Origin of the sequence: Paraburkholderia sediminicola (assembly GCF_046027355.1) — a bacterium.
Classification (GTDB): Bacteria; Pseudomonadota; Gammaproteobacteria; order Burkholderiales; family Burkholderiaceae; genus Paraburkholderia; species Paraburkholderia sediminicola_B.
Genome location: NZ_JAQQEK010000019.1, coordinates 36689 through 59797, shown reverse-complemented (window position 1 = coordinate 59797; position 23109 = coordinate 36689). Strand labels below are relative to the sequence as shown.

Below are 23109 nucleotides of genomic sequence, written 5' to 3'. Positions count from 1 at the left end.
AATCCCGTTGCCATTTGATTGCTCCCTTGTTTGCCTGCGGTACACGCTTCGCTTTTCAATACAAATTTCTGTGAGTTAGGGCAGGTGAAGTGCAGACAGTGACTTCTGTCTAGACGTCTAACACTGTTAGGCGATCATCCTCTGATAAACACCTATTCAGATCGAAAGCAACTGCGACATGGAGCACAGGGTGCTTTCCCGCGCAGAATTCTTAATCCTGTTCGACTAACCCGTTGTTCCTGCACACAACAGACGAATCGTTTCTGTACACGGACTATCACATCCAGCGGTACTGAGGAGCGGGTAGTCAATCCCTACAAATATCAAACTTCACAATCCGGAGGATAATCCGTAATGTTTCGTATTACTAATGTAATTTCAGTCGGCTTGGTATCGATGGTGATCGCCAATTTCGCACACGCGCAATCTTCTGTGACGCTATATGGAAATATGGATACCGGACTATATTACCAGTCCAAGACAGCCGGCAACGGAGGGAAGATGTACTCGGCGCTCGACGGCGGGTCGTTCCCATCGTTTTGGGGGATGACCGGGAAGGAGGATCTTGGCGGGGGGCTCCATATGGGATTCAAGATTGAGAGCGGGATCGATACGACGAATGGAGGATTTGGTAACTCCAACGGAAATCTCTTCGGGCGGCAGGCTTACCTCGAATTTGGTGGAGGCTTTGGTCGGATTCGTGCAGGGTTGCAGTTTTCGCCCTTCTTCGTGACGAACAATATCAACGGTGATCCGCGTGGTGGTCTGAATAACGGAGGTATTCTGCCCATCTACGTCAATGGGTTCAACGGCATTTCGGGCATCTTCGACAGCAACGCCGTTGAATACCTGAGCCCCACAGTCGGTGGCTTCTCGGCTTCCATCGAGTTCGCGCCCGGCGGCGTTGCCGGAAGCTTTCAGGATAACCAACGGATCAGCGCATCGCTGAACTACCAGGGGGCGTCCTTCGGGGCCGATGTTGCTTACTATCAGGCCCGCGATAACGGAGCGGGTTTTGTTTCGCTGCGCGGCAAAACGGCTGATCTCAAATATACGCTCGGGCCCGTGAAGTTGACGGCGCAAGCGACCAACTATCAGAACAATGCACCCGGCGTTAACACTGACGACTATGTGTATGACGCTGGGTTGATCTGGAACGTAACTCCTGCATTGTCTCTGAATGGTGCGTATTACTACGTGTACGATAAAGCCCACAAACCCAACCAGTCGTCTGTAGTTGCCGTAGGTGCGAATTATTCGTTATCCGCGAGGACGACACTGTATGCTCAGGCCGCCTATGTTGAAAATCGAGGGACCATGGGAACCGGTATCGCCGCAAACGCGCCAGGCCAGATCATGGGTTTGCCGCAAGGCGGTACTACCGGCGTGAACATCGGCATTCGACATTATTTCTGACAGCGACTGATAGCTGTGAAGGCGAGGTTGGATCGGCTATCGGCGATTTCGGACGGAGCCTGGGTTTTTGTGCGCGTCATGGAGCACGGACTGCAGGTTCCCAAGTTTTCGAGACAGACTACAAGCTGACGAAGAGAAAAAATCATCCAGGTGGAATCGAATGGCGACCGAAGGGTTTCCCATGTGGTGCGCACGCGACCGCCAAAGCGGGGATTCATGGGTTCACGATGTCGCTTGCCCAGGAGGTTGCAACGAAGGGCATCATCGTGAATACGGTATCCCCCGGGTACATCGGAACCGATATGGTGCGTGCAGTCCGTCCGGAAGTACTGGATGCAATCGTCCAGAGCATTCCGGTACGGAGACTCGGGGAAGCTACCGAGATTGCCTCGATTGTCTCGTGGCTTGCCAGCAACGAAGCAGGCTTCGCTACTGGCGCTGACTTCTCGCTGAACGGAGGCCTGCATATGGGTTAGGAGTCAGTCCAGGGCACGAAAGGCACGGTCTGAAAAGTTCGAGGCTCTGGCGCCTATGACAAGGCGCTAGAGTTGCAAGGTTCTGCTGTTGATGTGATAGGCGGTGCGCCGCGTGAATTCTGCTTGACGCCGCAAGACGACAGAATGGCACACATTTCGCATATCCCGTATTGGGACGAGGGCATCCTCACGCGGCGGTTCGATACGATGTTGCGGGTGTGGACCTGCGGGGCCAGAGACGGCGGGGACCGAAGGGCAGCACGCCCGCCATTTGCGCTGCGACCGTTTTGAAGAATGCCTTCACCTCGCGCCAACTGTGCCTGCGCGCAAGCGGAACGATCACGTTCACACCAACTTCTAACGACGCGCGGCCCGGGCATGCTCATCATGTCCAGGCCGGGTGGGATCACACTGCGCGTCACGGTTTAACGCTTTGCAGCCTCCGCCTTGACGCCCAACATCAACGACACGCCGCTCAATACCAGCAGGCCTGCAAGGAGGTAGACAGCGAGATCCATACTGCCCGTACTCGTGCGAATCTGACCGATAACCCACGGACTGACGATACCGCTAGTGATCCCGATACTGCTGATAAAAGCGATTCCCGAAGCGGCGGCTTTGCCTGAAAGATAGCTCGTCGGCACGGACCAGAAGATCGGTAGCGCTGCGAAGATGAACACGGCAGCCAGCGACAGGATGGCCAGCATGGCAGGAAAGCTTGCAAGATGCAGCGTCAATGCGGCAAGTGCGAGACCTCCGCCAATGGTGCAAAACGCGAAATGCCTGCGACGCTCGCCGGTTCGATCTGAACGGCGGGCAATCAGTATCAGGCCGACGGCGCCGATCGCATTGGGCACGACGGTGTAGAGACTGACCGATACGACATCCGTGATGCCGAAATCGCGGATCATCAGCGGCATCCAGAAGTTGAGCGTTAGTGATGCGCACGTGAGCGAGAAGTAGATGAAGGCGAACAGATAAACGCGCGGGTTGAGCAACGCGGCAGCAAAGCTGCGGCTGTCATGCGTGTTGTCCTTCAGCAGTCCGTGAGCGCACAGCGCGACGAGCCGGTCCCGTTCAGTGGGCGTGAGCCACCGCGCGTCGTGGGGCTTGTCGACCAGATAGCGCCACGTGAGGAACGCGAGGATCACGGCAGGCGCTCCTTCGATCACAAACATCCATTGCCAGCCGAACAGGCCCATGACGCCGCCCATGTCGCGCATGATCCAGCCGGAGAACAATCCGCCCAGTACGCCGGCTACCGCAACGCCCGCAAAAAACACTGAAATGACCGCCGCCCGGCGATTGGCGGGAAACCAGTACGTCAGATACAGCACGATGCCCGGAAAGAAACCCGCCTCGAACACGCCCAGCATGAAGCGCAGCACATAGAAGTGCGCGGGTTTCGACACGAACATCATGCACATGGAGGCGATGCCCCATAAAAGCATGATGCGCATGAAGGTTTTGCGCGCGCCGTATCTCGCCAGCAGAATATTGCTGGGTACTTCGCACAGGACATAGCCGATGTAGAACACGGCCGCGCCGAGCCCGTACATGGCGTCGCTGAAGCCGAGGTCGTGCTTCATCTGCAATTGCGCGAAGCCGATGTTGATGCGGTCCAGAAAGGACACGACGTAGCAAAGAAACAGAAACGGGATAATGCGCCACGCGATCTTTTTAAACATCAGATGGTCGGTCGCGACCGGCGTGGCTTGAAGGATGGCGTTGCCATCGATGGAATTCTGCATGTCTCGCTCCATGTGCGCTGCACGCCTGGGTTGAGACGAGCACGCCCGAGGCGTCTGTGCGCCTTCATGTGATGAACGGGGAGGTGAAAGACCTGAAGGCCTTTCCCGGGTTTTGGCGAGGGCGATCAGTCCTGCAGCGCGGCCCACATGTCCTTGTCGCGCTGCGCGGTCCAGACGCGCGGATGGGTGATGCCACTCGCTTCATCAAAGGCGCGCGATACATCAAACGGCAGGCAATGCTCGTAGATGAATACCTGGCCGAACTTCGGGTCCATCGCCTTACGCGTATGAGCCATCGCGCCCTTCAGGTCGAGTTTCTGCTCGAAGGCTTCGCGGCCCGATTGCAGCAGCGTTGTGACGAAGTCTCTCGTGTAATCGAGGCCTTTGTTGACGTCTTCCGGTGTGGTCAATGCGGGACCGCGGCCCGGCACCAGCTTGTCGGCTTTCAGCGCGCGCAGCGCTTCGAGCGTGGCCGGCCATTGTTCGAGTTGAGCGTCGCCGCAATAGCAGGCTGCGTCGTATTCGACCAGATCGCCGGAGAACAGCACCTTCTGCGACGGCAGCCACACGACAGTATCGCCCTTTGTGTGACCCGCGCCCAGATGCGCGATGCGCACTTCGAGCTTGCCGAGAAACAACGTCATTTCTTTTTCAAACACGAGCGTTGGCCACGTCAGGCCCGGCACCGTTTCGACACCCGCGAAGAGACGCGGGAAGCGTTCGATTTCCGACTTCATATCCGCTTCGCCGCGCTCAACGATCATCTCGTACGTGCCGCGGCTCGCGATCACCTGTTGTGCGCCTTGTTCGAAATATGCCGAGGCGCCCAGCACGCGCACCGCGTGATAGTGCGACAGCACGACGTATTTGATGGGCTTGTCGGTCACGCTGCGGATCTTCGCAATCAGGTCCTGCGCCATTGCGGGCGTGGCCGTCGTATCGACGATCAGCACACCGTCGTCGCCAATGATTACACCGGAATTCGGGTCGCCTTCCGCCGTGTACGCATACGCGTTTTCGGACAATTTGGTCCACGTGATCTTCTTCTCTTCCAGGTCAGCCTGGGATGCAAAAGCCTTCGCCATGTCTATCTCCGTTGCACAACTTGTTGGGGATAGCTCAATGGTCGTCGTGGTCCCAATATTTGTCAATAGCAAAACACCTTGCCTATAGATAAATTGGGGTAAACTCCGTTTGTTGGGCGAGTGCCGGCAATCGGATACCATCTCTCTCTTCCATCGCGAGGCGCCGAATTGGTTAAATCCCCAGCTGAACAAGGTTCAAATGACACGGCCGCTGATACGTCAGTCGAAAAAAAGCAACGGGGCATTCAGAGTGTCGAGGTAGGCGGCCGTCTGCTCGAAGTACTCGCCCGGCAGCGTGGGTCGTTGGGGCTGACCGAGCTGGCAGTCGCGGCGCAACTCTCGTCGGCGCAGGCCCATACGTATCTCGTGAGTCTGACGCGGCTGGGCCTCGTCAAACGGGATGCGCTGACCGGCAATTACGAACCCGGTCCGCTTTCGCTGCGCCTCGGGCTCATGCACATCGAGCAGCAGCCTGTGTACCGCGTCGCCGAGCCGTACGCCGCCGCGCTGGCCGAACGAATTGGCTTCAGCGTGGCAATCTGCGTAGCGGGGGCTCAGGGACCGACCATCGTCCGGTATGAGCGCGGCGGTTTTCCGCTGCACGTGAATCTCCACCTCGGCACCGTAATGTCGCTTGAGACCACGTCGACGGGTCGCATCTTCTGTGCGTTTTTCACGCCGGAGCAGGTTGCGGAAATGGCCAGCAGTCAATCGCTCGAACTCGACTCGCAATCGCAAGCGCGCTTCTATACGATCCGCAAGCGCGGCATCGAACGGGGTATCGATGCGCCGAGTCCAGGCATCAGCAGTCTGAGCGTGCCGGTATTCGATGCGGCGCAGCGGATGCAGCTTGCGCTGACGGTGATTGGCTCGTCAGGCGCGATCGATGTCAGCTGGGATGGTCCCGTCGCCCGCCAGTTGCTGGAGACCGCCCGGCACGTCACTGAAGCGCTTGTTAAACCCACCTGAAACCATGCAGATAGAATCTCCGGCCACTTCCGAACCCGACGCACGGCCAGCGAGCGATCCGAAAGCGCAGCGCGGCATCAGCGCGCTCGACAGTACAGGCGAACTATTGCTGGCACTGGTTGGCGCAGGTCGACCGTTATCGTTACGCGATCTGGCTGCCGCTGCCGGGATGCCCGCCGCCAAGGCGTTTCCACATCTGGTGAGTCTGCTCAAGGTGGGCTTGCTCAGCCGTGACGAGACGGGCTTTTTCAATGCTGGCCCACTTGGCATGGAACTGGGCCTGATCGCCTTGCAGCGTATGTCGCCGGTCCGCGACGCTGAGCCCGAGATTGCCACGCTGGCCGCTGAGTCCGGGATGAGCGTGGCGATGGCGATTCTGGGCCCGCTTGGACCCACTGTGATCCGCTTTGAAGAGTCGGTGCGGCCGCAACACGTCAGCTTGCGCGTAGGGACCGTCATGTCGCTGGTCAACACGGCGATTGGGCGTGTGTTTGCCGCGCACCTTTCTGAAGACGTGCTGATCGGTCTTCTGCCGCAGGAATCCATCCGGCTGGCCGGCGCACAGCCCGCCGATGTCATGGTGCCGCACAGGAAAGACGCGCCGTCGTTGGCCGCGGACTATCAGGGGCGGCGGACCCAGATCCGGGAAGAGGGCGTGGATGGCGCGTTCGATGCGCCGGTGCCCGGAATCGGCACACTGGCCGCGCCGGTGTTCGATCACACCGGCAGCATCGCACTGGTGATCGCGCTGATCGGCCCGACGGGAAGCTTCAACCACAGCCTGCGCGGCGAGACCGCTCAAACATTGCTCGCTGCGACGCGGCGGCTGTCATGGCGCTTCGGCTGGATCGGCGATTGAGGTCGGGCGCTCGCCGCGGTTGACTGGCGCCGGATCAATGCGGGCGCGGCGACTCCGCATCGGGCTGCACGGACGGCTCGGCTGCCGCGAACTCGGGAAGGCTCATGGCATGGTCCGCTAACCTGACAATGGTCGGGTAGGCGTCGAGCGGTACGTTAAAGCGCCGCGCATTCCAGACTTGCGGAACGAGGCAGAGATCGGCGAGGGTTGGCGAGTCACCGAATACGAGCTTGCCGACGCGCCGGTCCGACGCCAGGCGTGCTTCCAGCGAGCGGAAACCAAGATCGATCCAGTGTTGGTACCAGGCGGTCTTCTGCTCGTCCGTTGCCCCAATCGTTTGCGTCAGATATTTGAGGACGCGCAGGTTATCGACCGGATGAATTTCGCACGCCACCTGTAGTGCCACGGATCGCACGTACGCACGATCGAGCGCAGTAGCCGGCAGCAACGGCGGGTCGGGGTACACCTCGTCGAGGTATTCGACGATCGCCAGCGACTGCGTCAGCACGTGCGTGTCGCCATCGACGGTATGCGTGAGCGCCGGCACCAGGCCATCAGGATTGATCGACCGGTAGGCGGCCTGCAATTGCTCGCCGCCGGCGCGGACCAGGTGGACGGGCGCCTGATCGAAGGCAATCGACTTCAACGCCAACGCGATCCGCACCCGGTACGACGCCGAACTGCGAAAGTAGCCGTGCAGCGTAAGATCGCTCATGCCAGCTCCGGTGCAGCAAGGACCTTCCCCGAACAGGTTCCGAAGCCCACCCGGTAACCGTCGCCCTGACACCAGCCGCGCAACACCACTTCGTCGCCGTCCTGCAGGAAGGTCCGGTTGTTGCCGGAGGGCAAGGTGAGGGGACGCTGGCCGTTCCACGTCGATTCAAGTAGCGAGCCGCATGAATCCGCGGTCGGCCCGCTGATCGTTCCCGAGCCCATCAGGTCGCCCACCCGGACGTTGCACCCGGAGGCGGTGTGATGCGTGAGTTGCTGGGCCATGGTCCAGTACATGTACCTGAAGTTGGTTCGCGCAATCGTGCTGGCCGCACGCTCTCCGGCGCCGAGCAGATCGACTTCGAGGTGGATATCGAATCCGTGGTCACCTGCGTGACGAAGATACGGCAACGGCTCGGGACTCTGTTCAGGCTGCGCGCAACGGAAGGGATCGAAGGCGTCGAGCGTGACGATCCACGGTGAAATGGTGGTGGCGAACCCCTTCGAATTGAACGGACCGAGCGGCACGTATTCCCATTGCTGGATGTCGCGGGCACTCCAGTCATTGAGCAGCACCATGCCAAAGATATGCGCTTCCGCCTGATCGCAGGCGATCGGCTCGCCGAGCGCCGTGTTTGCGCCGACGATAAAGCCCGTCTCCAGTTCGATATCGAGCTTCCGGCAGGGACCGAATACCGGTCGATCGCTCTCCGGCAGTTTGATCTGGCCGTTCGGACGCCTGATTGGTGTCTCGCTCACAATCACCGACGATGCGCGCCCGTTGTAGCCAATCGGGATTTCGAGCCAGTTCGGCAGGAGCGCGGTCTTGGGGTCGCGAAACATCGAGCCGACGTTGGTCGCGTGTTCTTTCGACGAATAGAAATCCGTATAACCAGGGATATCGACGGGCAAATGCATGCGGGAATCCGCCTGGGCGACCAGCGCTTGCTCACGCAGCGCCGCGTCGTCGCGCAGCCGCGCGCTATTGGCGTCGAGCAGCAACGAGATCTGCAGACGCGCTGCGCGCCACTCAGCCTGTCCGAGCGCGATAAAGCGGTTCAGCGACGAACACGCAAATACATCGCGGCTTTGCGTCAACAGCCCGTTCCCGGCAAGCACAGCGAGGTCGAGGATCAGGTCGCCGATCGCGACGCCGACACGTGGGTTCACATTCCGGCGATCGCTAAACACGCCGAACGGCAGGTTCTGGATCGGAAAATTACTGATGGGATCGTTCGCCGCCGCGACCCAGCTCTTGCGATGCGCGGCGTTGGCTGTCTGCCAGTCCATTGGATTGGGGGTGCTCATGCCTGCGTCCCCGCGTTGAAATGCTTGCGCAGACCCTGCCAGCATTCGAAATACTCGGCCTGCAACTGCGATGTCTCGAGAGCAAATGCGGTAGGGCGAATCACGCGAGGCGTCTCGAACATGAATGCCATCGTGTCGTCCACCTTGTGCGGTTTCGTTGTGTCGGAGCCGGATGCTTTCCTGAACGTTTCCGCATCCGGACCATGCCCCGACATACAGTTATGCAGGCTTGCGCCACCCGGCACGAAGCCTTCCTCCTTCGCGTCATAGGCGCCATGCACGAGGCCCATGAACTCGCTCGCGACGTTGCGGTGAAACCAGGGCGGACGGAAGGTATCTTCAGCAACCAGCCAGCGCGGCGGGAAGATCACGAAGTCGAGCGAGTGAACGCCCGGCGTGTCGCTCGGCGATTGCAGCACCAGAAAGATGGAAGGATCCGGATGGTCGAAACTGATCGAACCGATCGTGTTGAAATGGCGCAAATCGTATTTGTACGGCGCGTAGTTGCCGTGCCATGCGACGACATCAAGCGGTGAGTGCCCGATATCGGCGCGCCACAGATGCCCGTCGAATTTGGCAACGAGTTCGAACTTGCCTTCACGATCTTCGAATGTAGCCCTAGGCGTCAGGAAGTCGCGCGGATTGGCGAGGCCGTTAGAACCGATCGGACCTAGATCCGGTAAGGCAAGCAACGCGCCGAAATTCTCGCAGACGTAGCCACGCGCCTGTCCATCCGGCAGCGCGACCGAAAATCGCACGCCACGCGGAATCACAGCAATCTCGAACGGTTCCACTTCGACCACACCGAGTTCTGTCGCGATTGTCAGACGGCCTTGCTGGGGCACGATCAGAAGTTCACCGTCGGCGGAATAAAAGAAACGGTCGTGCATCGAAGCGTTAGCCGCGTACAGATGAATCGCGCAACCGCTCATCGATGCCACCGAGCCATTGCCGGCCATCGTGATCAACGAGTCGACGAAATCCACCGGCGTGTCGGGCATCGGCAGCGGGTCCCAGCGCAGCTGATTGGGCGGGGTGGTGGGAACGGTCGAGAAGTCGCCGGTCAACCGGTCATTGGCGATCCGCGTAAACGGCTTGTGGACAGCCGCGGGGCGAATCCGGTAGAGCCACGACCGGCGGTTGTGGGCGCGTGGTGCCGTGAACGCGGTGCCCGACAACTGCTCGGCGTAGAGTCCCTTAGCAACCTGCTGTGGCGAGTTGCGGCCAACGGGCAGCACGCCTTCCAGCGCTTCGGTCGCAAACTCATTGCTAAATCCGGACTGGTAGCCGTTACCGGCGGCCCTCGTCAGTCCATGTGGTGTTTCCTGCATAGGCTTCTCCGTGGAACGGCAAGTGTGCGGTCAGTGCGGTTGTCCGGTCGCGGTGTCGTCGTGCGCCACGCCTGTGCGCGCACAGGACAGGGCGTCGCGCAGGACCTCGGCGTCGCCGATATGGTTCGCAAGCAGCAGCACCAGCTTCGCATTCATGAAGTGGCTTTCCTCGTCGGTCAGTCCGTTGTGCGCGTCAATGAGCATTTCGTAGAACGCGTCGGGATCTGCGAGGTTCGTCTCAATGTTCAGCGTGTTCATGGTGGTTTATCCGTTGCAGGTTGCGCGGTTGACGGCCGTTGCGATGGCAGCGGTATCGAAGGAGCGCCAGCGCGCACAGACATGCTGGTCGGGGCGCACCAGGTAGAAGGTGCCTGGCCGGGCATCGAACCGATGCGTGACGATCCCTTCGATGTCCTCAACCACCGTGGCACCCGGCACATGGATCACGGCAGCACCGGGCGGCACGACGATCAACGCGCGAACCGGGACCGCAAGGCTCGCGAGCACGGCAAGCTGTTCGGCACACTGAGAAAGATCGTCGCCGAGGCCGCAGAAACGCACGCCTGTGAAGCCGCCATGTCCCGTCTGATTGAGGAACCATGCATCGTCGCCATTCACCTTGACGGGCGCATCGGTGCAGACTGCGCCTGGCACCATCGCACAGGAGAAGGCATCAGCGGCGGCGTCGGGCGAATTCAGGGGCGAGTCGCGCAGCACCGCCGGCACCGACAGGCGGCCGCTGTTGACGAGGCGTCGCGCAAACGGGCAATCCTTCGCGAGCTTCAGCGTCGCGTCGCGGAACATGCGGGAAATCGCGCTCTTGGGCGTGATGAAGTCAGTGGCGCGCGACGAGTTCAGGATGTTTTCGTCTGCGGCGTACTCGCGCTCGGAGGCATACGTATCGAGCAGCGCCGGCGGCGCGTCACCGTTGACCACCAGCCGCAGCTTCCACGCGAGGTTGTCGGCGTCCTGCACGCCGCTATTCGCACCACGGGCGCCAAATGGCGACACGCCGTGTGCCGAATCGCCGGCGAACAGCACACGACCGTGCCGGAAGCTGTCCATACGCAGACACGAAAACGTATAGACGCTGACCCATTCGAGCTCGAATTCAGTATCTTCGCCAAGCAGCACTTTCACGCGCGGGATCACCTTCTCCGGCTGCTTTTCCGCGACCGGGTCAGCGTCCCAGCCGAGCTGGAAATCGATTCGCCAGACGTTGTCGGGTTGCCGGTGCAACAGGACCGACTGATTGCGGTGAAAGGGCGGGTCGAACCAGAACCAGCGTTCGGTGGGAAACGGCGCCTTCATTTTCACGTCGGCGATCAGGAACCGGTCCTTGAAGGTACGCCCGTGGCTGTCGAGGCCAAGCGCCTTGCGCACCGCGCTGCGTGCGCCGTCGGCGGCGATCACATACTGCGCGCGCATCGAATAGATGCCGTCCGGTGTTTCAACCTGCAACTCGACATAGCCGTCGTGCTGGGTCAGACCGATGACGTTGCTCTTCCAGCGCATCTGCAGATTCGGCGTCTCTTTCGCGCGGTCCGCCAGATAGCCTTCGACGTAGTACTGCTGCAGGTTGATGAACGCCGGGTGCGCATGACCGGTCTCCGGCAGCAGGTTGAACGTGTAGATCAGTTCGTCATGCAGGAACACCTTGCCGACGTTCCAGCTCACGCCTTTCTCGACCATCTGCGCGCCGCAACTGAGCCGGTCGAAAATCTCCAGCGTGCGCTTCGCAAAGCAGATCGCGCGCGAACCGCTCGACAGGGTGTCGTCGTTGTCGACGAGAATCGTACGAATACCCTGCTGGGCCAGATCGATCGCCGCGCTCAGCCCCACCGGGCCGGCCCCGATGACGACGACCGGATAGGGGGCCGGCGTTAAAGCATCGTGGTCGGCGGCTCGCTCATAATCGAATTTGAGCGCTTGATAGTCGATCTGCATGACGTCTCCGTTTGCTGCGAATATTAATCTATAGCAAGCATTATTGCTCCTCGCTAATGTTGTCATTCTATAAAGCTTTCGACGCGCAGGAATCTGTGTTTACCCTAATGCGGCTGGCGCACTTGCGGTGACGACGACTGGCTGGTTCTTGGCGCGTGCGCAGTCCGTTGGCGCGCCTGTTGTTCAACGAGCGCGACGGTGGCGTCCAGCAGAAGCAAATGGGGATAAGATGCGTGCCGACGTTGCGGCGGAGCGGGGCATGCGCGCGATGATGACGCGCGCTCCGGAGGAGGTTTAGTAGCCGCCGCTGGGCGCGGAAGCTGGGCTTGCCGTCTGTTTGTAAGAGACCGCGAGATCGGCGGCCGCCTTGCTGAGCAGACCTGTGTCCGTGCCGACGGCCACAAAGGTCGCGCCCGCTTCGAGGTAGTCGGCGGCAATCCCCGGATCGGGCGCGAGCACGCCGGCCGCTTTGCCTGCGCGCAGGACGGTCTGGATGCCGTTGCGAATCGCTTCGCGCACTCGGGTGTCGCCGGGTTGGCCGAGCAGCCCCATTGACGCGCTGAGGTCCGATGGACCGAAAAACACACCGTCAACGCCTTCCACCACGGCGATCGCCGACAGATTCTCCATCCCCTGCACCGTTTCTACCTGGACCAGTACGCATAGCTCCTGCGCCGCCGTGCTCAGGTAGTCCGGTATCCGGTTCCAACGGGATGCCCGTGCCAACGCACTTCCCACGCCGCGAATGCCCAGGGGCGGGTAGCGCGTCGCCGCGACGGCTTCGGTGGCCTGGTCGGCCGTGTCGATCATCGGGAGCAACAAGGTTTGGGCGCCTATGTCGAGCAATTGCTTGATCAACGCGCTGTCGCTTCGTACGGGACGCACCACCGGATGCGATGCGTAGGCGGCCACAGCCTGCAATTGCGCCAGCGTGCTGCGGATATCGTTCGGTGCGTGCTCGTTGTCGATCAACAACCAGTCGAAGCCAGCCGTGGCCAGCAGTTCGGTCACGTAGGCGTCGGCAAGTGCCGCCCATAAGCCGAATTGTGGTTTGCCCTCTGCTAGCGCACGCTTGAATGTGTTTTGCGGTAGAGACATGTCGATCAACTCAAATGAGCTCAGATGAAATTCAAACCAATGCCGCCCAGCGGGCCATAGTCGACGTGGAAGGTGTCGCCCGCTCTCGCCGGGATCGGGCTCGTGAAGGAGCCGCTCAGGATCACGTCGTTCGCGTTCAGGACTTCGTCGTATGGAGCGATCTTGTTGGCGAGCCATGCGACGCCAGTGGCAGGGTGATTCAGCACCGCGGCAGCGAGGCCGCTTTCTTCCACGGCGCCGTTTTTGTAGAGCAATGCGCCGACCCAGCGCAGGTCGACATCCAGTGGACGCACGGGACGGCCGCCCAGCACGATGCCCGCATTCGCGGCAAAGTCGGAGATCGTGTCGTAGACCTTGCGCGGCGCCCTGGTTTCGCGGTCGAACTGTTCGATGCGCGCGTCGATGATTTCCACGGCAGGCGTCACGTAAGCAGTCGCGTCCAGCACATCGAACAGCGTGACGCCGGGACCCTTCAACGGCTTGCTCAACACGAACGCCAGTTCCACTTCCACGCGCGGCGCAATGAAACGGTCCGCGCGAATGTCCTGGCCGTTTTCGATGAACATGCTGTCGAGCAGCGGCGCGTAGTCGGGCTCGTCGATCTGCGACGAACGCTGCATCGCGCGCGAGGTGAGGCCGATTTTGCGGCCCTTGATCACGTGGCCTTCGGCGAGCTTGAGCTTGACCCACTCGCGTTGAATCGCGTAGCCGTCCTGCACGGTCATCTGCGGATAGGAGGCGGAGAAGTGGCGCAGTTGCGTGCGCGTTTTCTCGGCGTGGTCAAGTTGTGCCGCGAGGTCGCGGATAGTCTGTTCGTCTAGCATGATGGATTCTCTCAGTGCCGCTATTCAGCCTTCAGGCGTGCATGCAGGTTGTTGTGTTTCCACGTACCGGCTTCGCTGAATTCGTTGATCTCCAGCGACAACGCCAGACCGTGCTGTTCGAATTCAGTGGCGAAGTGCTGCTTGATCAGCGCGAATAGCGCGTCGCCGGTGGTCTTTTTCGCGGCCTCGGAGCGGCCTGCGCCGATCTTCAGGTTCGCGTGCAGGAACGCGGCGTCGGCGCGGCCATCGGCGATGCAGTACCGTTCGCAGCGCAACGCGCGCACGCGGATGCCGCCGAGCGGATAGATTCGCTGTTCGTTCTCGCGTTGCGTGTCGAGGCACTGCGCGAGCGCGTGGCACAATTGGCCGATGCTTTCCGCGCCGGCGAGATTGGCGCTGTATTCAAGTGTCAGATGCGGCACAGTGAACTCCTTGCTTGGTATTCAGGCGGGCAGCGGCGTAACGGGGAAGATCGCATTGATCTGACCGGTGCCGGAACTGCCGAAGTACGGCGTGACGACTTCCACCTTGCCGTCGTAACGATCCCAACCGAGCGTGCCGAGCAGCATCGCGGTGTCGTGCATGCCGCCTTCGCCCCAGCATTTCTCGTCATAGAGCGGCAGCATCTCGCAGAAGGTCTTCCAGTCGCCGGCTTCCCACAAGTCGACCACCTTGCGGTCCATCTGTTCGAGAAACGGATTCCACACCCTATGCATGAACTGCTCGGCTGTGCCGTTGTTGGCGAAGTGGTGGCTGAGCGATCCGCTCGCCAGAATCGCCACGGTACCGTCATAACGCTCTTCAATGGCCCTGCGCACCGCGAGGCCGAAGCGCGCGCTGGTGTCGAGGTCGTGCCACATGCACCACCCCGCGACCGACACGGTCTTGAAGTGCTGATCACCATTCATATAACGCATCGGCACCAGCGTGCCGTATTCGAGTTCGAGCGTGGTCTCGCTGTGCGCGCGGCTTTTCACGCCCATTTCGTTGGCGACTTCCGCGATCAGGTTGCCGAGTTCGACATTGCCCGGATACGCGTACGGCATGTTCCTGATGAAATGCGGCAGTTCGTTGCTCGTGTAGACGCCTTCGAACTTCGAGGCGCAATTGATGTGGTATTCGCTGTTCACGAGCCAATGTACGTCGAACACGACGATCGTATCGACGCCCAGTTCGCGGCAACGCCGGCCGATTTCATGATGGCCGTCGATCGCCGACTGACGGCAGCCTTTATGCGGACCGTCGAGTTCGGACAGATACAACGACGGGACGTGAGTCACTTTTGCTGCCAATGCGAGTTTGCCCATCGCGGTCTCCTGTTCTGTGTGGCGCGAAGCGTGATGCCCTAGCGCGCAAGTGACCGGCGCTTCAGACGCCCCAACGCGGAATGTGATGCGAGCCTAGCGACACGCAGACATTCTTCGGTTCGAGAAACACCTCATAGCTCCACGTGCCGCCTTCGCGGCCCACGCCCGATGCCTTGGTGCCGCCGAACGGCTGGCGCAGATCGCGCACGTTCTGGCTGTTGACGAAGCACATGCCGGCCTCTACCGCTGCGGCGACGCGCAAGGCGCGACCGGTGCTCTCGGTCCAGATGTAGCTCGACAAGCCGTAGGAGATGTCGTTGGCGAGTTTGATCGCATCGGCTTCGTCGTCGAACGGAATCAGGCAGGCAACCGGGCCGAAGATCTCTTCCTGGGCGATCCGCATGCGATTGTCGACGTCGACGAACACCGTTGGCCGAACGAAGTTGCCTTTGCGCATGGCGTCGGGCAAATCGGGCGTGTCGAGTCCGCCGCACGCGAGGGTGGCGCCTTCTTTCGGGCCCAGTTCGATATAGCTGCGAACCTTGGCCAGATGCCCCTGGCTGATCATCGGGCCGACGATCGTGCTGTCGGCCAGCGGATCACCTACCGTCAAACGTTTTGCGCGTTCGACGAAACGCTCGGCAAAGCGCGCGTAAATCGAGCGTTGCACCAGAATGCGCGAACCGGCCGTGCAGCGCTCGCCGTTGTTCGAGAAGATCATGAACACGGCGGCGTCGAGCGCGCGCTCGAAATCGGCGTCGTCGAAAATCACGAAGGGTGACTTGCCGCCCAGTTCCATTGAAAACTTCTTCAGGCCCGCGGTTTGCACGATGCGGTTGCCGGTTGCCGTCGATCCGGTGAACGACACCGCGCGCACATCCGGGTGCGCCACCAGCGGTTCGCCGGTATCCTTGCCGAAGCCATGCACGACGTTCAGCACGCCGGCGGGAATGCCGGCTTCGAGCGCGAGATTGCCGAGCATCGAGGCGGTTAGCGGCGATAGTTCGCTCATCTTCAACACGGCGGTATTGCCGAACGCGAGACAGGGTGCCACTTTCCATGTTGCCGTCATGAACGGTACGTTCCACGGCGAAATCAGTGCGCAGACGCCGACCGGGTGGAACAGCGTGTAGTTCAGATGCGTATCGGTAGGATACGTATGACCGTCGACGCGCGTGCACATCTCCGCGAAATAGCTGAAGTTGTCGGCGGCGCGCGGCACGAGTTGCTTGCGGGTCTGCGAGATCGCCTGGCCGGTGTCCTTTGTCTCGGTCTCGGAGATTTCCGGCACGTTCTTCGCGATCAACTCGCCGAGCTTGCGGATGACTTTTGCGCGTTCCGTCGCGGGCTTGCCGGCCCATGCCGGAAACGCTTCTTTAGCCACGCGCACGGCGGCGTCGACTTCTTCCGCACCGCCGCGGGCGACTTCAGCGAGCACATCTTGCGTTGCCGGATTGACGGTTTCGAAGTAGTCTTTCGCGGCGCTAGACTTGCCGTTGATCAGATGGTCGATTCGCATTGTCTTGTCCTTTCTCTTTTACTGTCGATCGGAGTTCGTGTGTCGATCAGAGTTGGCGCTTTAGCGCTTACTCTGATCCCATGCAAAGCTGTCGTATCAGACGCGGCCGAAGTCCGCGTCTGATGCAATCGTATTGACGAGACGGCCAAGGCCGTCGATTTCGCAGACCACTTCGTCGCCCGCATTGACGTTGACGATGCCTTCCGGCGTGCCGGTCAGGATCACGTCGCCGGGTGCTAGCGTCATGAAGCTGCTCAGGTATTCGATCAACGCCGGGATATTCGTGACGAGATCGCGCGTGTTGCCGTGTTGCTGCCGCGTGCCGTTCACGAACGTGCGCAATTCGAGTTGCGTGACGTCTTCGACATCGACGGCATCGACGAACCAGGGACCGAGCACCGTGCCGCCGTCGCGATTCTTTACGCGCAGGTTGGGGCGGTAGTAGTTTTCCAGGTAGTCACGGATCGCGTAGTCGTTGGCGATCATGTAGCCGGCTACATGCGGCATAGCGTTTTCGCGCTTGACGCTCTGCGCGGTTTGGCCGATCACGACAGCCAACTCGCACTCGTAGTGCATGAAGGTGACGTCGGCGGGGCGGCGCGTAAAGCCGCGGTGACCGATGACCGCGCCCGGGCCTTTGAGAAAGACCAAAGGCTCTTCCTGCTTGTTGAACTGCAATTCCTTCGCATGCTCCGCGTAGTTCAAGCCAAGCGCGAAGATCGTGCCGACCTCGATCGGTGCGAGCCACACCACTTCATCCTCACGACGTACGCGGCCGTCGGCAAGGCGCACGCCGTTGGCGTCCGGATAGGCTTCATGAATCGCTCCTGCATACGCAACACGGCCGCGCATCATTGCTGTTCTCCATCCTGTTCTGCTGCACCGACAAACGACACCTCGAGCGGCGGCAAACCGCCAATCGATAGCGTGGCCGTGTCGCCGATATGGGCGACTGGCGAACCATGAGGCACGCCGAGCGTAATGACGTCGCCGGCACTGAGTGTCATGAAATCGGTTACGTCCGCAAGCAATTGCGCCGCGTTGCGTACCGACGACGCAGTACTCGCCGTGAAGACCTCGCGTCCTGGAAGCGAAACCCTGATCGCCAGATTGTCCGGCGCCGCAATATGACGCGCTGCAACTACCGCCGGTCCGATCACGCAAAAACCATCGCGCGCCCGGAACCGTACCGAAGGCCGGTACACGCTCGCATGCGGCACGCTCAGATCGGCGACCAGTGTGTAACCGGCGATGTAGTCGAACGCTTGATCCGCGCTAACGCGTGTTGCAGTGCGGCCGATCACGATACCCAGTGAAGCGCCGACTTCCACGCCCAATGCGTCGTCAGGCACGACGACACGCGCGCGATGACCGGCGAACGTATTGCGCGGCTTCAGATAGAGGATCGGCGCTTTGGGCGGGGCTTTGTAGGGCGCGGCATGCACCGCCTCGCCTAACGCTTCCAAAGCAGCCCGGTCGTTCAGCAAGGTTCCATAAACAGCGCCGGAAACCGGCGCGCGGCAGGCAATGCCGCGTGCGAGCAACGCTGCAACGGTGCGCGCATCCACGTCGCGAGGCAGCGCGTCGCCTTCGGGATGCAGCAGGTGATCGGCAAGTGCAAACATAAATTAGCTGTCGCTCGGCAAAAACACTAACATGTTAGTAGTATTGCGCTTGATATCATCCACGGTCAATAGCCTGTCGGCTGATCGCGGGTTTTCCCTTAAGCTTCGACAGCTGCTTTTAATTTATTCGCCATGTCCGCATCCGCTTCTACCCGAGTTTTGCACCGCAACCTGCCGATGCTGTTGCTGCGCGCCAGAGAAAAAATGATGGAGCGTTTCCGGCCATTGATTACCGCGCACGGACTGACCGAGCAGCAATGGCGTGTGATTCGCGCGCTCAATGAGCACGGGCCGATGGAGCCGCGTCACATCTCCGATATCTGCACGATTTCGAGCCCGAGCATGGCGGGTGTGCTCGCGCGCATGGAGAGCATGGAACTGGTGACCAAGGAGCGTTTCGCGGAGGACCAGCGGCGGGTGCTGGTGTCGCTAACCGATACGAGTGTGGACCTGGTGCGCGTGATTTCGAAGGATCTCGAGGCGCACTATCGAGAGCTGGAGCGGAAGGTGGGGCCGGAGATCGTCGAGCGCGTGTATCGCGCGGTCGACGATCTGCTCGCGGGGTTGGAGGAGGACGAGTAGGAGGGCGTTGAGGCGCATAGGCAGACCCGGTAAATATGCGACCGGGACTCCTTCATCACGGGCGACTGCCACGGGCAACGCGCCGATGGTGGCGGCCTGATCGACGACGAACAGGAGTTGGCCGTGCGTCTTGACTTCGGTGATGAGACATTGTGGCACTAATCGACCAATAAATGTCACTTGCGCCACATGACCTATGCTTAGACTGAGGTCTGTGACACTCGCATCTATCTATCAAGCTCGTGTGAGTGCGCGTATCGCCATTGGAGGCCCCGCTGCACCGGATACCGAACTGGCGCGCAGAACGCTCATTGAGCTTGCTCGCAGGAGGCGGCACCCGGCGATCGGTACGGGTCTTCAGGGCGTCGGCCATAGCCATGCTCACGGCTTCTAGTGCCCGAGCCTCTGTGACAGGATCGACGCGGCTCCTCTTGGGGGCTGACAAGCAGACCTGACTTGGGTCGATTGGTGTGTCTACGTCTTCAACCCCGCTCATCACGGACGGTTTGTCCTCGGTGAAGCGGATCAGCATCCCCTCCCGCGGCACAGGCAGGGCTCGACGATGCAGTGCTTCACTTTTCAGCCAACGAAAATGTCTGATCTATTTAGTCTGCAGCCAACTTTTGTAGAGGTCGACGGCCTCAAGGTGCGTTATGTACGCGCGGGCCGCGAGAATGGCACTCCTGTGCTTCTGACGACACCGTGGCCAGAAAGTCTCTTGGCTTTCCACGCACTGTGGCCGTCGCTCACTGAAGCGGCGCCCGTGATAGCTGTCGATCTGCCAGGCTTTGGGCGCTCGGAAGGGCGGCCCGAAGTGATGTCGCCGACAGGCATGGGGCGGTTCATCGCGCAATTCATCGAGAAGCTCAACATAGGGCCGGTTCATGGCGTTGGTCCCGATGTCGGCACTTCCGCGCTCTTGTTTTCGGCAGCGGCCTCGCCGAAACTTTTCGAAAGCCTCGTGCTGGGAAGCGCGTCCGTTGTACTTGAACACGCGGGTAGCCGTGTTCTAGACCTCATCGGCGCACCAAACGGGGCGTTTGACGGTCTCGAAGGAAGCGACTTGGCCTTTGAAGCGCTTTCGCAACTGATGCGCACGCCTGTGCCTCGGGAAGCTGTCGAGGACTACCGGCTTTCGTCAGTTGGTGGCCGCTGGGTGGCTGCCGCGCAGTACATCAAGAGCTACGCGAAAGATCTACCCAATCTTCCCCTGGCACTTGAGAAGATGAAGGCGCCGGCACTTGTGATTGCTGGGCGCGAGGATCCCGTTGCACCTCTGGCCAATGCCGATTTTCTGGAGCGCAGCTTGGCCCGGGCCCGCGTGGAGATCGTGGAGTGCGGCCACTTTGTCTGGCAGGACGCGCCCGACAAGTACGCGGACTTGCTGACCGAATGGATTGGCGGGGCATACAAAATGATTTGAGATTGGCTGCCCGCGGGCTGCGTATTTCGGCGAAGCCGAACAGAGATTTCGGTTGATGTCGAACAGGGTTTTCGCTGGAAGATGAACACGCGTTTCGGTTGAAGTCGAGCAAAGACGCTGGTGTTCCGAAACGGCTGTTCGATTTTTCGTGGACCGAGGCCGATTTGCTTATGGTTGTCGATAAGCTCGAAGAATGGTGGAAGATGGAAGGACTACGTTTGATGGACAAAGCTTCGAGTGACAGAGGTGAAGGTTCCATTTCAGACATCCTGACAAGCCGTCTGCGTCTAATAGCGCATACCGCGCAGCAAGTTATCGCTCCGCATCTAACACGTTCCGATGCAGTTCGGCGCAGGATACCTGCTGTGCGGTCGTCCGTGACCGTACAGCAGTCATGACGCAATCGCCAGGAGCAGAACGCCAGATCGTAGCGCGAGTTCTCGCACGATCCCGTGTACTCCCGGATCGTGCCAGACAGTATCAGGTCTCGTGACGTGAACGTCTGGTTGCACGTGTCGGCGGGGCATCGCCACGAGCCTTGAGCTCGCCTTGCAGTAACGCAGCCTGCCGGGCGAGCGCATCACGTTCGCGGCGCAGATCGCGAGCCTCATCCATCACGCTGGCGAGCTGCTTTTCGTGTTGTTCGGCAACGCGGCGATGTTCGGCGGCTTCGGCCGAGATTCGCTGGACGTCGACTATGAGCTGCTCATTGCGCTGCCGGTTTTTCGAAAGTGCCGCCTCGGCCTGCCGCTGTGCATCACGTGCCTCCTCGGTCTGCAGCATGACGCGCTTCTGGACGCCCTCGAGCCGGGCCGTCGCCTGATCGACCTGTGCCCGCAACGCCGCTTCATGTTCTGCGTGGGTGGTGCGCAATGCTTCGAGTTCCTGGAGATGAGCGGCTCGCATGTCGTGCAGCGCCTGTTCCGATTGCGCGCGGACTGCGTCCCTTTCGGCCACGGATGCTTCAGCCTGCCGGAGCGCGGCGTCACGCCCGCCCTGGACCTGCGCGAGCTTCGCAAGCACTGCGGCAAGTCGTGCCTGCTGGTCGTCAAGCTGGCCGCGAACGCTGCGAAGTTCGCCCTGAAGCTCCGCATTGGCCGTATCCAGTGTCCCGGCGCGTGTGATGGCTGCGGCCGCTTCTGCTTCGAGTTCGTCGCCACGTTGCGCAAAGACCCGTTCGCCTTGTTCGATCGCAAGCGCCCATACCGACAGCATCGCATTGGCGACCGCGGGCGGCAGCGCTGCGGCGAGTGCGTCATTGCGCGTCTGCTCGTCCTTCCACAGTTTCAGTTCGTCATTGATGGTGGTGCGGCTGCCCTGGCGGATTTCCGCGTAGATCAGGTCAACGGTGAGTTCATGCGCAAGCCGGCCTGAGGCAACAAGTTGCGCGGCGGCTTCCCGGGTGCGGAGACGGGTGTCACTGATACGGCTCATGGGCGGAGTTTCACCGTGAAAAGCGGTTGAAGAGGGCGTTTCGCCAAAAAATTATATCTGTATATCATCATATAACGTTATATATATAATGATAAGAGCGAGAAATTTGTGATAACGCCCATAATCACAAGTTCTGATCGTGTACGCTGCGAAAACTCCATCCGAAAACGCGTCACACCATGAACCTGCCCGCCGCCGCCCCGGAATCGCCTGATATCGCCCTGTCGCTAGCGTTGCCTGCCGCCCTTGACGGGCGTGCGGGCACCAACCGCGCGCGGGGCGGCCACCTGCAGATTGCCGCGGACAGCGACGTGGAGGCCGTGCGCCTGTGGCTCGCGGAATATGCGGGTTCGCCGCACACCTTGCGCAGTTACCGCAGGGAAGCGGTGCGCCTGCTGCTGTGGGCCACGCGGACGCTGAGCAAGCCGCTCTCGAGCCTCACGCGCGAGGACTTCCTGCTGTATGAACGGTTTCTCGCCGCACCCACTGGCGACTGGGCCGACCCCGTCCGGCCGCGGCGGGGCGCCGCGCGGCGGCTGTTCGACGGCCCGCTCTCGGCGCGCAGCCAGCACCAGGCGCTCGGCATCGTGTCGGGCCTGCTGTCGTATCTGGTCAGTGCTGGCTATCTGGCCGGCAATCCGCTGGCGCTGCGGCGCCGGACGGGGGCGGCCGCCAGGCGCGCGCCGCGGGTCGAGCGGTACCTGGACCACGCGCTCTGGGATCACGTACTCGGGAGCGTCGAGCAGTGGCCGCGACTCACCGCGCGAGATCACCAGCACTACGAGCGCAGCCGCTGGCTGATCCGGCTGTTATACGACACGGGACTGCGGGTCTCGGAAGCGGCGAATGCGAAGGCCGCAGACTTCTATCAGCGCCGGGGCAAATGGTGGCTGCATGTGGTGGGGAAGGGCGGCACCGAAGGAGAGGTGCCCGTGAGCACCGCGTTGATGGCGGACCTAGCCCGGTACCGGGTTTTTCACGGGCTGGCACCGATGCCGTCGGGGAATGAGACGGCGGCCGCGGTGATGAGCGTCGCGGGCGACCCGTGCAGACATCTGACGCCGGCAGCGGTCTACCTGATCGTCAAGGAAGTGTTTCGACGCGCCGCCGATATGCTCGAAACGGGCGACGTAGCCGGCGCTGAAACGCTGCGACGTGCATCGACACACTGGCTTCGTCACAGTGCAGCTTCGCATCAGGCCGATGCAGGCACGGACCTGCGCTTCATCCAGAAGAACATGCGTCATGCGTCAATCCAGACAACCGGCATCTATCTGCACGCCGAAGATGACCAGCGGCACACCGATACCGTGCGCGAACCCGAGCAGAACTGATCCCTGCAACACATAAACATAATGTGAGAGAATCACTTCGCTATTTAAAACCATAAGAAATCGGGGGCAACATGGCGGACGAGAGCGCCAATCTCTGTTTCGACAAGTCC

21 protein-coding genes and 1 pseudogene are annotated in these 23109 nt (G+C 60.8%); 7 read left to right on the top strand and 15 right to left on the bottom strand.

Features of this window, described 5'->3' with window-relative positions; translation table 11 throughout:
- Positions 1-354 precede the first annotated feature (354 nt).
- Together PQR42_RS28265 and PQR42_RS28260 are read left to right on the top strand one after the other, a co-directional pair.
- Positions 355-1416 carry a porin gene (locus PQR42_RS28265; protein ID WP_408494130.1) on the top strand — a complete coding sequence of 354 codons (1062 nt, stop codon included), beginning with the start codon at positions 355-357 and terminating at the stop codon, positions 1414-1416.
- A 191-nt stretch (positions 1417-1607) separates the two neighbouring features.
- Positions 1608-1892: pseudogene (locus PQR42_RS28260) on the top strand (SDR family oxidoreductase); the annotation flags it as partial.
- Positions 1893-2317: 425 nt separating this feature from the next.
- Here the strand turns inward: PQR42_RS28260 and PQR42_RS28255 are convergent.
- Both PQR42_RS28255 and PQR42_RS28250 read right to left on the bottom strand, forming a co-directional pair.
- Positions 2318-3643 carry an MFS transporter gene (locus PQR42_RS28255; RefSeq protein ID WP_408494128.1) on the bottom strand — a complete coding sequence of 442 codons (1326 nt, stop codon included), beginning with the start codon at positions 3641-3643 and terminating at the stop codon, positions 2318-2320.
- A 125-nt stretch (positions 3644-3768) separates the two neighbouring features.
- Positions 3769-4728, bottom strand: a complete 960-nt coding sequence (locus tag PQR42_RS28250; RefSeq protein WP_408494126.1) for an MBL fold metallo-hydrolase — start codon at positions 4726-4728, stop codon at positions 3769-3771.
- Between the two features lie 168 nt (positions 4729-4896).
- On the opposite strand from PQR42_RS28250, the gene PQR42_RS28245 reads away from it, so the two are divergent.
- The gene (locus PQR42_RS28245) at positions 4897-5697 is read left to right on the top strand and encodes an IclR family transcriptional regulator (protein ID WP_408494124.1); all 801 of its coding nucleotides are present in this window, start codon (positions 4897-4899) and stop codon (positions 5695-5697) included.
- A gap of 4 nt (positions 5698-5701) precedes the next feature.
- Entirely contained in the window at positions 5702-6556 is an 855-nt protein-coding gene (locus tag PQR42_RS28240; protein ID WP_408494122.1) for an IclR family transcriptional regulator, read from the top strand.
- Positions 6557-6590: 34 nt separating this feature from the next.
- Here the strand turns inward: PQR42_RS28240 and maiA are convergent, their stop codons facing one another.
- The 12 genes from maiA to PQR42_RS28180 all read right to left on the bottom strand — a co-directional run bounded on the left by maiA (position 6591) and on the right by PQR42_RS28180 (position 18226).
- Positions 6591-7271 (bottom strand): maleylacetoacetate isomerase, encoded by a 681-nt coding sequence (maiA, locus tag PQR42_RS28235; protein ID WP_408494120.1) that lies wholly within the window; start codon positions 7269-7271, stop codon positions 6591-6593.
- Positions 7268-8575 (bottom strand): fumarylacetoacetase, encoded by a 1308-nt coding sequence (fahA, locus tag PQR42_RS28230; RefSeq protein WP_408494118.1) that lies wholly within the window; start codon positions 8573-8575, stop codon positions 7268-7270. Before fahA ends, maiA begins: the two co-directional genes overlap by 4 nt.
- Positions 8572-9906: a homogentisate 1,2-dioxygenase gene (gene hmgA / locus PQR42_RS28225; RefSeq protein WP_408494116.1), complete on the bottom strand. Its 1335-nt coding sequence runs from the start codon at positions 9904-9906 to the stop codon at positions 8572-8574. The genes fahA and hmgA overlap by 4 nt, the downstream gene beginning before the upstream one ends.
- A 30-nt stretch (positions 9907-9936) precedes the next feature.
- Positions 9937-10164: a DUF2783 domain-containing protein gene (locus PQR42_RS28220; RefSeq protein ID WP_408494114.1), complete on the bottom strand. Its 228-nt coding sequence runs from the start codon at positions 10162-10164 to the stop codon at positions 9937-9939.
- 6 nt (positions 10165-10170) lie between these two features.
- Positions 10171-11853: an FAD-dependent oxidoreductase gene (locus tag PQR42_RS28215; protein ID WP_408494112.1), complete on the bottom strand. Its 1683-nt coding sequence runs from the start codon at positions 11851-11853 to the stop codon at positions 10171-10173.
- A 294-nt stretch (positions 11854-12147) separates the two neighbouring features.
- Positions 12148-12951 (bottom strand): 4-hydroxy-2-oxoheptanedioate aldolase, encoded by an 804-nt coding sequence (hpaI, locus tag PQR42_RS28210; RefSeq protein WP_408494110.1) that lies wholly within the window; start codon positions 12949-12951, stop codon positions 12148-12150.
- Between the two features lie 20 nt (positions 12952-12971).
- Positions 12972-13775, bottom strand: coding sequence for a 2-oxo-hept-4-ene-1,7-dioate hydratase (gene hpaH / locus PQR42_RS28205; protein WP_408494108.1), 804 nt, complete (start codon positions 13773-13775; stop codon positions 12972-12974).
- 20 nt (positions 13776-13795) lie between these two features.
- Entirely contained in the window at positions 13796-14197 is a 402-nt protein-coding gene (locus PQR42_RS28200) for a 5-carboxymethyl-2-hydroxymuconate Delta-isomerase (RefSeq protein WP_408494106.1), read from the bottom strand.
- A gap of 21 nt (positions 14198-14218) precedes the next feature.
- Positions 14219-15082: a 3,4-dihydroxyphenylacetate 2,3-dioxygenase gene (gene hpaD, locus PQR42_RS28195; RefSeq protein WP_408494104.1), complete on the bottom strand. Its 864-nt coding sequence runs from the start codon at positions 15080-15082 to the stop codon at positions 14219-14221.
- Positions 15083-15143: 61 nt separating this feature from the next.
- On the bottom strand, positions 15144-16601 hold the full coding sequence (gene hpaE, locus PQR42_RS28190; protein ID WP_408494102.1) for a 5-carboxymethyl-2-hydroxymuconate semialdehyde dehydrogenase: 1458 nt from the start codon (positions 16599-16601) through the stop codon (positions 15144-15146).
- 96 nt (positions 16602-16697) lie between these two features.
- Positions 16698-17456, bottom strand: coding sequence for a fumarylacetoacetate hydrolase family protein (locus PQR42_RS28185; RefSeq protein ID WP_408494100.1), 759 nt, complete (start codon positions 17454-17456; stop codon positions 16698-16700).
- Positions 17453-18226: a fumarylacetoacetate hydrolase family protein gene (locus PQR42_RS28180; protein ID WP_408494098.1), complete on the bottom strand. Its 774-nt coding sequence runs from the start codon at positions 18224-18226 to the stop codon at positions 17453-17455. Before PQR42_RS28180 ends, PQR42_RS28185 begins: the two co-directional genes overlap by 4 nt.
- A 177-nt stretch (positions 18227-18403) precedes the next feature.
- Between PQR42_RS28180 and hpaR the strand changes: the two genes are divergently transcribed.
- Both hpaR and PQR42_RS28170 read left to right on the top strand, forming a co-directional pair.
- Positions 18404-18808, top strand: coding sequence for a homoprotocatechuate degradation operon regulator HpaR (gene hpaR, locus PQR42_RS28175; protein WP_408494298.1), 405 nt, complete (start codon positions 18404-18406; stop codon positions 18806-18808).
- A 592-nt stretch (positions 18809-19400) separates the two neighbouring features.
- Positions 19401-20231 carry an alpha/beta fold hydrolase gene (locus PQR42_RS28170; RefSeq protein WP_408494096.1) on the top strand — a complete coding sequence of 277 codons (831 nt, stop codon included), beginning with the start codon at positions 19401-19403 and terminating at the stop codon, positions 20229-20231.
- Positions 20232-20711: 480 nt separating this feature from the next.
- On the opposite strand, the gene PQR42_RS28165 is transcribed toward PQR42_RS28170, so the two are convergent.
- On the bottom strand, positions 20712-21665 hold the full coding sequence (locus PQR42_RS28165; RefSeq protein ID WP_408494094.1) for a DNA-binding protein: 954 nt from the start codon (positions 21663-21665) through the stop codon (positions 20712-20714).
- A gap of 179 nt (positions 21666-21844) precedes the next feature.
- On the opposite strand from PQR42_RS28165, the gene PQR42_RS28160 reads away from it, so the two are divergent.
- Positions 21845-22999, top strand: a complete 1155-nt coding sequence (locus tag PQR42_RS28160; protein WP_408494092.1) for a tyrosine-type recombinase/integrase — start codon at positions 21845-21847, stop codon at positions 22997-22999.
- Positions 23000-23109 lie beyond the last annotated feature (110 nt).